Source organism: Alienimonas chondri (genome assembly GCF_013036045.1).
Classification (GTDB): Bacteria; Planctomycetota; Planctomycetia; order Planctomycetales; family Planctomycetaceae; genus Alienimonas; species Alienimonas chondri.
In genome coordinates this window covers 1-9,510 of the sequence record NZ_WTPX01000168.1, presented here as the reverse complement: position 1 = coordinate 9,510, position 9,510 = coordinate 1, and the positions used below count along the sequence as shown (strand labels likewise).

Below are 9,510 nucleotides of genomic sequence, written 5' to 3'. Positions count from 1 at the left end.
CCGCCGGGGCAAGCGGGGCCTCCCCCCGGCTCACCCCCGCCGCACGCCGTCGGGCTCCGGGCCGCCGGCGAGCCAGTCGTACAACGCCCCGAACCGGCGGGCGATCACCGGCCAGGCGAACTCCGCTTCCGCCAACGCCCGTGCGGCCCGCCCGCGGACGGCCCGCTCGGCGTCGGATTCCGTCACCAGTTCGGCCAATCCGGCGCCCACCGACGCGACCGTCGGTTCGATCCGCAGCGCCCCGCCGCGCTCGAACCCGACCGGCAGATTGCAGGCGTCGGTGAGGACCGCCGGCAGCCCGTAGGCCCACGCCTCCAGCACCGCGACCGGCATGCCCTCGCTGTGGGAGGGGAGGATGAAGCCGCTCGCGTTCGCCAGCGCCGCCGCTTTGCGATCGCCGAACGCGGGACCGTAGAAGCCGATCGAGCTCGCCTCCCCCCCATTGGATGACGAGGCCGGCAGCCCGTCGGCGCCGCAGAGGCCCCGCGCCGCGGCGCGAGCCTTCAAGGCGTCGTCGTGGCCGCCGTCGTCCCAGCCCAGCACCGCGACGTGCCAGTCCTTCGCGGCCGGTTCGCCGTCCAGCAGATTCGCCCAGGCGTCGATCAGCAGGTCCACGCCCTTCTTGGGATGCAGCCGACCGAGAAACAGCAGCACGCGGCGATCTCGGATCGCCCGGGCGGCGTCCTCCTCCCACGGCGGGGGCGCGTCGGGACGGGGGGCGTCCAGCGACACGCCGTTGGGGATCACGAGGATCGGCGCCCGCACCCCGAAGGCCCGGGCGGCGTCGGCTTCAGCGTCGGCGAGGGCGTGCAGACAGCCGGCGCCGGCGAGGTGGGCCCGCTCCGCCAACCACCAGGCGACTCGCTTCTTCCCCCGGCTCCGCCGCACCGCCCACGGATCGAGCATCCCGTGCGGGGAGACGACCCACGGCTTGCCGGTTCGCCGGCCCCAGCCGACCGTCGCTGCGGAACTGTGATGCCACAGCCCGTGCGCATGGACGACGTCCGGGTTCAGTTCCCTCAACCGGCGATCCAGACCGGGCGCATACCCCCAGGCGCCGTGCGTGAACCGCGGCCCGCGGGGGGGGAACGCCTCCCCGGCGAGAGCGTGCCCGCGGACGCTCCCCGCGGCGGCGGCGTCCGCCTCGAAGTGTTCGTCCCGCACGCTGAGGACGCGCGGCGGACGGTCGATCTCCGTCAGCGCCCGGGCGAGATCCAGAATGACCGACGCCAGCCCCCCGCCGGCCCGGCTGACCGACCGCGTGACCATCGCCACGCTCGGCGCTGCTCCGTCGGTGGCGCCCAATTCGCTCACGCGACGGCCGGGGGCTGATTGATCGCGGGCGAGACCGTGCGGGGCTTGAGGACCTTGGCCGGGTTCCCGCCGACGATCATCCCCGCGGGCACGTCCTTCGTCACGATCGAGCCCGCCGCGACCACCGCCCCGGCGCCCACCGTCACCCCCGGCATCAGCACGGACTTCGCCCCGACCCACGCCTGATCTTCGATCGTGATCGGCGCCGTGATGAGGTCGAACGTCGGCCGGGTGTGGTCATGCGAACCGGTGCACAGGTAGACGCCCTGCGAGAGGCACACGTCGTCGCCCAGCGTGACGTGGGCGAGGTTGTCGATCCAAACGTCCTCCCCGATCCAGCAGTAATCGCCGATCGTCAGGTTCCGCGGGTCTTTCACGCGCACGTACGGCTTCATCACCAACCCCATGCCGACCTTGGCCCCGCACCACCGCAGCGTCCGTCGCTTGATGCGGAACGACGGCATCAGTCCGCTGGCCAGCATGACGGTCTCGATCGGCCACCACAGCAGCCACCAGGCCAGCCGGGCCCGCCGTTTCCCCGCCGGCCGCTCGTAGCCGCGAAGATCCTGCACGCTGCCCGGGGCGAGAGGGCCGGCGACGACTTGGAGATCGGGCTGGAGATCCGGCGAAGGATCCCCCGGCGAAGGATCGACGAGCGAGGATTGTGGCTGAGACATGGGCGGATCAGGGCGAGAGGTCGCTGAATGGTACCGGCATAGGCCGCGCGACCGGACTCCGTCCAGAGAATCAACCGGGGTTGCCGCCGTAGCCCGCCGGGGCATCTCCCCTGTCGCACCGCCGGTCCGCCGGGCGACGGGAGGCCCCCGTTTCCCCCATCGCGGGTCGAATCGGTATCCTCCCCGGCGTTCGCCCGTATTTCGTTCTGGGAATTCATCCGATGTCCGACGCCAAGCCCGCCTCCGTCGCCGATCAGGCCGACATCGATCCGCCCCGCGACGCACGGGACGCCGGGGCCGGGGGGAACATCGAATCGCACCTCCATGAGGAACGCACCTTCGCCCCGCCCGAAGCGTTCACGCGGGGCGCCCACATCCAATCGATGGAGCAATACGAAGCGCTGTGGAACCGGGCGAAGGACGACCCGGAAGGCTACTGGGGCGAAACGGCCAACGACCTGCTGACCTGGGACACCGACTTCGCCGCCGTCAAACGCGGCGAGATGCCGGACACGGAGTGGTTCGTCGGCGGCAAGCTGAACGCCACCGTCCAGTGCCTCGACCGGCACCTGACCGGCGCCCGCAAGAATAAAGCGGCGATCATCTGGGAGGGCGAACCCGGCGACGTGCGGACCCTCACCTATCTGCAACTGCACCGCGAAGTCTGCAAGTTCAGCAACGTGCTGCGCGGACTGGGCGTGGAAGCGGGCGATCGGGTGACGCTTTATATGCCCATGATCCCCGAACTGGCGATCGCCATGCTGGCCTGCGCCCGCATCGGGGCGGTGCACAGCATTATCTTCGGCGGCTTCAGCGCGGACGCCGTCGCCGACCGCAACAACGACGCCGGCGCCAAAGTGATCGTCACCGCCGACGGCGGCTGGCGACGCGGCAAGGAGATCCCCCTCAAAGCCGCCGTCGACGAAGCGCTCGAAAAGAGTTCCACCGTTCAAAAGTCCATCGTCGTCCGCCGCACCGGCGGGGACGTGACGATGACGCCCGACCGCGACCTGTGGTGGCATGAATTGATGGCGGACGCCTCCGCCGACTGCCCCGCCGTGCCCGTCGACAGCGAACACCCGCTGTTCATCCTCTATACCTCCGGCAGCACCGGCAAACCGAAGGGCGTCCGGCACGGGACCGCCGGTTATATGCTGGGCGCCCAGCTCACGACGAAGTGGGTGTTCGATCTGAAGGAAGAAGACACCTACTGGTGCACCGCGGATATCGGCTGGATCACCGGCCACAGCTATATCGTCTACGGCCCGCTGGCCAACGGGGCGACGACGGTGATGTACGAAGGCGCCCCCAACTGGCCGGACCCGGGCCGGTTCTGGGAACTGGTCGAAAAGCACCGCGTCAACATCTTCTACACCGCCCCGACCGCCGTGCGGGCGTTTATCAAATGGGGCGACGAGTGGCCCGCCCAATACGATCTTTCGTCGCTGCGCCTGCTGGGCAGCGTCGGCGAGCCGATCAATCCGGAAGCGTGGGTCTGGTATCACGAGAAGATCGGCGGCGGCCGCTGCCCGATCGTCGATACCTGGTGGCAGACGGAAACCGGCGGGATCATGATCTCCCCCCTGCCCGGCGTGACGCCCACCAAGCCGGGTTCGTGCACCTTCCCCCTGCCCGGCGTGGTGCCGAAGATCGTCAATGAGCAGGGCGAAGAAGTCCCCGACGGCGAGGGCGGCCTGCTGGTGATGACCCAGCCCTGGCCGCATATGCTCCGCACGCTGCACGGCGATCACGCGCGGTTTAAAGACGTTTACTTCGGCAAGTTCCCCGGCATCTATTTCGCCGGCGACGGCGCCCGCAAGGACAAGAACGGCTATTACTGGGTGATGGGCCGCGTGGACGACGTGATCAACGTCTCCGGCCACCGCCTGAGCACGATGGAGGTCGAAAGCGCGCTCGTCTCCCACGACGCCGTCGCGGAGGCCGCGGTCGTCGGCTTCCCGCACGAGTTGAAGGGCGAGGGCATCTGCTGCTTCGTCACCCCCAAGACCGAACCGACCGACCCCGAAGCCCTGCAAGCGGAGTTGATCCAACACGTCCGCAACCAGATCGGCGCGTTGGCGACCCCGGACCAAATCCGCTTCGCCGCCGCCCTCCCCAAAACCCGCAGCGGCAAAATCATGCGGCGGTTATTGCGTGACGTCGCCGCGGGTCGGGAGACGACGGGGGATACGTCGACGCTGGAAGACTTGAACGCGGTGGCGAGCTTGCGAAAGGAAGCGAGTTGAGAGGCGGGTTCGGACGGGCGGTACCGTCGCGCGTCGGTACCGCCCATCGCAGAAACTCATCGCTGGGCTGCCAGTTCGTCTGCCGCTTCCCAATCCTTTATGTACGTTGCTGAATAACCGCGGATCGTCTCAGGCGAGTGAGGTGAACCGAATCGCCACAACTGAACTACGGCGAGTAACTCTGCCATCTCCGCGTCCGACAAGCCGTACTGACGGCGGAGGCCGTGAACGGCTTGTCGCACCTTTATTGAGACGCGACGGTCGATCTCCGGCTGGTCTTCCAAGGTTCCAATGAAGTTCCCGTCTCGGTCGCGGTAGTCGGCGTCGACCGCTTCCGCCGCGGCTTTCCTACCATCGACGTACCGTCGGTAAATCTCGAACTGTTTAACATTCGGTCGATGCTCCGGCGAACGCCACTTCCAATCCAGTACGACATCGTCCCATTCGGGAAGAACTGGTCCTGCCCCTGATGAACTTGCCACACGCAGGATGAAGGCGCCGTCGCCGGCCTCGGCGTCCTCGCGACTGTCGAACAGGAAGATGCCCACCCGCTTCGAATCGGCACGTGGCTGAATCTTGGCAATGTCAGCCGCCAGTTCAGCGTAAATCTCCTCCGCGGCCTGGAGAACTTGATCCTTACCGTCGGGTGACGGAACCACCGCCCAAACATAGCGGTGCTGGACTCCGACCTGCGGAGCATCTTTTTGGTCGTATTTCGTGACGGTGTAGGGGCGTCGTTCGCCCTCCCATAGATAGCGAGGGGCGTCCTGCACCTCTTCGAGCGCTTCGATCGGAGCTAAGCTCTCATCCGCCGCCGACGGCGTCGGCTCTCCGCTACAGCCAAACATGACGGCAACGCCCAGTAGAGCGAGCACCATCCAGTGTCGATACGGCACGGGGGCAAAATCCTACGGGAGTTCAGTTCACGGTCGGCGAGTCAGCGGACAGCCGAGATGGCAGAGGAGTGTATCATCACTATTAAACACTATTAAACAAGTGACGGAGACCGAACCGAAGAGTCCCGAAACTTCCCGGCGGCGGGTGGCGGGGGTCGAGTGTCCTCCCGGTGACCAGACACCGTGGGTGGCCGGGGTCGGCCCGCTTGGGGCGTGGATTTTCCGAACACGGTCGCCGGGCCGCCCCCGGAACGGACGACCTGCGACCCCCGAGCCGCCCGCCGGCGCCCGCGTTCCCTCCTGCCCCCGCCGTCTCAACTGGTTAGAATCGCTCCTAAGCGTCCCGCGTACAGCCCCACACTCGCCCATGACGATTCACACCGGCACGCTTCGCGGCGGCATGATCGAACTCGACGACGCCCCGGACCTGCCGGACGGCCGGCGGGTGCGGGTGACCGTCGAACCGGCCGAAGCCGCCTCCCACTATCCCGTCGCGGCGTCCGACCCGTTGGATGCGGACGGGATTGACGCTTTTCCTTCAGAGAGTCGTCGACTGCGGGGGCATCTCGACGAGCCGGTCGCCCCCCGCCCGCCGCGTGACCCCGCCGGGTTCGCGCGGGTGGCGGGGCTGCTCCGAGGCCGTTCCGAGGAGGTCGACGCTTTCGTGGAGGAGACATACCGCCTTCGCCGTTCGGGACGCGACGGCTGACGATGGGGTTTCTGCTCGACACGAACGTGCTGTCGGATTATCTCCGCGGCCACCCCCGCGTCCTCCAGCGGGCCGCGCAGTACGGGGGTCGGCTGTTTATCTCGACGGTCACCTTGGGCGAAATCAGCGTTTGGCCACGGCTGCGGGGCGCCCGCATCACGCGGGACGAACTGGATCTCTTGCTGGGCGGCCTGCACGTCATACCGCTGGACGAAGCGATCGCCCTGCGGTTCGCCGAGGTCGCCGCGGCCCTGCGCAACGCCGGCACGCCGAAACCCACCCCCGACCTGCTCATCGCCGCGACCGCCCTACATCACGGGCTGACGATGGTGACCGCCAACCGTCGCGACTTCGACCCGGTTCCCGGCCTGCCGGTTGAAGATTGGACGGCGGCGTAACGCCTCGGGGCGGCCGGGCTCGTGAAAGTCGTGGTTCCTTTCACGCCGGGCGCCATGCGCCCGCCGCGAAGCGTCCGCGGAGCGGGGTGAGCCTGCGAGCGACGCCCGACCGTCGTGAGCCGGCCCGGGTCACGCTCCGTAACCACTCGACCGAATCGACCGCCCCGCAATCGGCGGGCGGCGTCTGTCGGCGTCTGTCGGCGTCAAACGGCGGCTTGCCCGTCGGGCGTCGGCGCTCGGGCCGCTTCGCCTCACGGGAGATCGTCGGCCGCGGGCTGTCCGGGGGCGGCGCTGGCTGCGGGCGTCGGCGTCGTCATGGGTTCGATGCGAATGACTCGATTTCGCTGGCCCTCGTCGACGACCTCGCCCGCGGTGATGATCGTGCAGTCTTCGACGTTCTTTTTAAGCACGAGCTGCGTGCGGCCGTAGTTGCTGATCGTCGACTTCCGCAACGGCTTGCGGCCGCCGCAGAGGAGGACGTTCGTTTCCGGCGCCGATTCTCTCGTCGTGCGGTCGTGCAGGACGAAGGTGCAGGCGTCGCCGCAGATCGTGCCGAGGCTGGTCCGCGGGGTCGGCCGCACGTCGTCGGCCGGATCGATCAGGGTCAGTTCAAAGAATCCCCCGTCCGGCGCCCGGCCTCGGGACAGATTGAACAGCGGATTATAGGCCAGATCGCCGAAGCAATTCCGCATGACGACGCGGCCCTCCTTGCCGCCGGAGAGATCGAACCCGAAATCGCCGCACTCCCGAATCGTGACGTTCTCGACGAGGACGTCGCCTTCGCACAACAGTTGCAGTCCGCCGCGGTGTCGTTCGACGACGGTGTTTCGCACCACGATATTTTTATCGTCGTTATAGGTGCGGATCGCGTCCTCGGTCAGCGGGATCATCTGGTCGCCGGGGATCGGCGTGCGACCGCGGAACATAATGTGATAGTCGTAATCGACGGCGCGGCCGACGGTCTCCCGCAGGATGTCCGCGGTCGGACGCAGCGCGCCGGTGAGATAGCAATCCTCCACGAGCACGCCGTCGGCGCCGTGGAAGTGCAAGCAGTGGCCGAACGAGCCGTTATAAAACCGGCACCCGACGATCCGGGAGTTTCGCACCGCCCCGAGGCCGACCACGCCGTGCTTGTTCAGCCGCCCGAAGTTCGGCCCGCCCTTGCCGTAATAGTCCGAGTAGCCGTACGGAATCGAGCCTTTCGTGACGAAGGTGCAGTCGCGAAACGTGACGCCGTCGGCGAGAACCTCAAACTGGTTCTCCGCCATGAAATAGTCGGGATAATCGCGGTCGCCGACGTCCCGAAAGTCTCCGCCCTCGAGCGTGTTGTTCCTTCCGGAGATCAACCAGCAACTGGAGACATGCGGCCTTTTATTCAGTTCGCCTTGCACGGAGAACGGAAATTCGATCGTGACGCCGCGCAGGTCCAGATAATTCTCGGAGCCGGAGAGGTGCAGGATTCCTTGCTTGCGGGTCGAGTCCCTCCGCCCGTCCCGGCGAACCCGCTCGAACTCCGCCCGGCGCTCGGGCGTCTCGGGGCGATAGACGCCGGGCTTCAGGCGGATGCGTCCTCCGTCCTCCCGCAGCGCGGCTCGCAGTTCGTCGAGGGAGTCGACGAGCCGGAATCCCTCGCGAATCTCGAATTCGTTCGCGTCGCCGACAGGCGGCTCGGGGGGGAGCCACGCCCTGACCTGCATCGGCGGATTGTCCGCCAACTGGATCGAACGGTCGATTCGGGTCACATCCGCCGATCGCCGCTCCTCGGCCTGCGGTTCCCCCGCGGACTGCGGCGCCGCCGCGCAGGAATCGGCGCCGACGGACATCGGCAGAAACAAGCAGACTACGGCGGCGAATCGAGCGGGTGTGGACATGGACGCGAAGAGCGAGGGACGTCGGAAGGTCGAGATTGCGGCCCCGTTGCGGCACTGTCAACGAGGACGTTGAAGCGGCGTCGGCCGCTACAGTGCAGGAGCCGACCCGGCTCGTCCCGATCCCGAACCGAGACATGAGCGCCGCGGAACGGGTACGTTGGAGGGGCCTGCTGCGGCCCCCGACCGCCGCCCTCGCGACTCCCCTGACACGCGGCCTCCCATGACTCATATCATGCTCCTGACGATGACGGCGAGCTTTGCCGGTCCGGCGACCGTCGACGCGGCGGAACCGACGATCGGCCTGATCGGCGATTCGACGGTCGCGGACACCTACGGCTGGGGGCCGGCGTTTGCGAAGCGGTTCGACGACCGCACGACCGTCTTGAACTACGCCAGAAACGGCGCCCGGCTCGATACGCTCTCCAAGCGGCTGGACGAACTGTTGGAGAAGAAGCCGGACTATGTCCTGATTCAGTTCGGCCATAACGACCAGAAGCAGTACGGCCCGGAGACGTATCGAGAGAAGCTGACGGACTATATCGAGCGCGTCGTCGCCGCCGGCGCCCAGCCGGTTGTGCTCAGTTCCGTCACCCGCCGAAACTTCGGCCCGGACGGCAAGATCCAGCCCCGCAGCGAGGACGTGCACGGCGATCTGGCCGCGTTCTCAACAGCGGCCGGAGACGTCGCCCGCAAGCACGTCGTGCCCTTTATCGACCTCTATCACATCAGCGTCGAGCATCACAACCAGCTCGGCCCGAAAGCGAGCGCCGCCTACGACTTCGACCCGACGGATAAAACGCACTTCAGCCCGCAGGGCGCCGCGGCGATCGCGGGCCTGATTATCGACGAACTCAAGGTCGCCCGCCCGGAACTCGCCCGGCGGCTCAAACGACCCCGGTGAGGAGTCGTCGCCTTGAGGAAATCGAATCGAAGTCGATCAATTGCGGTCGCGGATCGCGGCGACGAGTTCATCTTTGGTCATCTTGCTGCGACCGTCGATGTTCAACTCCGTCGCCCGATTATAAAGCTCGTCCTTCGTGCGGTCCTCCAGGGACGTATTCGGGTTGCCCGTGCCCTGCGTCTTCTTGTTCGGGGTACGGCCTTCGGAGCGGCGTTGTTTATTGACCGTGCGGCCGGCGATCTCTTCGGCACGATCTTCGGACGTTCCGTCGTCAAGCTCGCTCTGCTTGATGTGGTCGTACATCCGCTCGTCTTTATCGGTCCAGGCGGGAGGCATCGCGGGCGTCCTGTTCGAGGAGGATGACGTGAACCGCCGGGGCGGAACTGCGGGACGGGGGGCCGCGGCGGCGAAAGGTATTTTATCGGTCGGACCAGCGGTCGGACGGGCGAAGCACAGGCTCGGGGGGTGGAGCGTTCCCCCGCCCCCGTCCCCGCGCAC

General features: G+C 67.3%; 9 protein-coding genes. 4 read left to right on the top strand and 5 right to left on the bottom strand.

Annotated features, from left to right (window positions below):
- Nucleotides 1-30: 30 nt before the first annotated feature.
- Both LzC2_RS18335 and LzC2_RS18330 read right to left on the bottom strand, forming a co-directional pair.
- Nucleotides 31-1,314 carry a glycosyltransferase gene (locus LzC2_RS18335; protein WP_171189483.1) on the bottom strand — a complete coding sequence of 428 codons (1,284 nt, stop codon included), beginning with the start codon at nt 1,312-1,314 and terminating at the stop codon, nt 31-33.
- Nucleotides 1,311-1,991, bottom strand: a complete 681-nt coding sequence (locus LzC2_RS18330; RefSeq protein WP_171189482.1) for a WcaF family extracellular polysaccharide biosynthesis acetyltransferase — start codon at nt 1,989-1,991, stop codon at nt 1,311-1,313. Before LzC2_RS18330 ends, LzC2_RS18335 begins: the two co-directional genes overlap by 4 nt.
- A 221-nt stretch (nt 1,992-2,212) precedes the next feature.
- Between LzC2_RS18330 and acs the strand changes: the two genes are divergently transcribed.
- A complete protein-coding gene (gene acs / locus LzC2_RS18325; protein WP_171189481.1) occupies nt 2,213-4,237 on the top strand; it encodes an acetate--CoA ligase in 2,025 nt (674 codons plus the stop codon).
- Nucleotides 4,238-4,293: 56 nt separating this feature from the next.
- On the opposite strand, the gene LzC2_RS18320 is transcribed toward acs, so the two are convergent.
- Complete coding sequence (locus LzC2_RS18320) at nt 4,294-5,115, bottom strand: hypothetical protein (protein ID WP_171189480.1); 822 nt, start codon at nt 5,113-5,115, stop codon at nt 4,294-4,296.
- A 385-nt stretch (nt 5,116-5,500) separates the two neighbouring features.
- Between LzC2_RS18320 and LzC2_RS18315 the strand changes: the two genes are divergently transcribed.
- Nucleotides 5,501-5,842 (top strand): hypothetical protein, encoded by a 342-nt coding sequence (locus tag LzC2_RS18315; protein WP_171189479.1) that lies wholly within the window; start codon nt 5,501-5,503, stop codon nt 5,840-5,842.
- 2 nt (nt 5,843-5,844) lie between these two features.
- Nucleotides 5,845-6,240 carry a type II toxin-antitoxin system VapC family toxin gene (locus LzC2_RS18310; protein ID WP_171189478.1) on the top strand — a complete coding sequence of 132 codons (396 nt, stop codon included), beginning with the start codon at nt 5,845-5,847 and terminating at the stop codon, nt 6,238-6,240.
- A 251-nt stretch (nt 6,241-6,491) separates the two neighbouring features.
- Here LzC2_RS18310 and LzC2_RS18305 read toward each other — a convergent pair whose 3' ends face one another.
- On the bottom strand, nt 6,492-8,111 hold the full coding sequence (locus LzC2_RS18305) for a right-handed parallel beta-helix repeat-containing protein (RefSeq protein WP_171189477.1): 1,620 nt from the start codon (nt 8,109-8,111) through the stop codon (nt 6,492-6,494).
- 220 nt (nt 8,112-8,331) lie between these two features.
- On the opposite strand from LzC2_RS18305, the gene LzC2_RS18300 reads away from it, so the two are divergent.
- The gene (locus LzC2_RS18300) at nt 8,332-9,012 is read left to right on the top strand and encodes a rhamnogalacturonan acetylesterase (protein WP_171189476.1); all 681 of its coding nucleotides are present in this window, start codon (nt 8,332-8,334) and stop codon (nt 9,010-9,012) included.
- 36 nt (nt 9,013-9,048) lie between these two features.
- Here the strand turns inward: LzC2_RS18300 and LzC2_RS18295 are convergent, their stop codons facing one another.
- Nucleotides 9,049-9,348: a Rho termination factor N-terminal domain-containing protein gene (locus LzC2_RS18295; RefSeq protein WP_171189475.1), complete on the bottom strand. Its 300-nt coding sequence runs from the start codon at nt 9,346-9,348 to the stop codon at nt 9,049-9,051.
- Between the last annotated feature and the right edge of the window lie 162 nt (nt 9,349-9,510).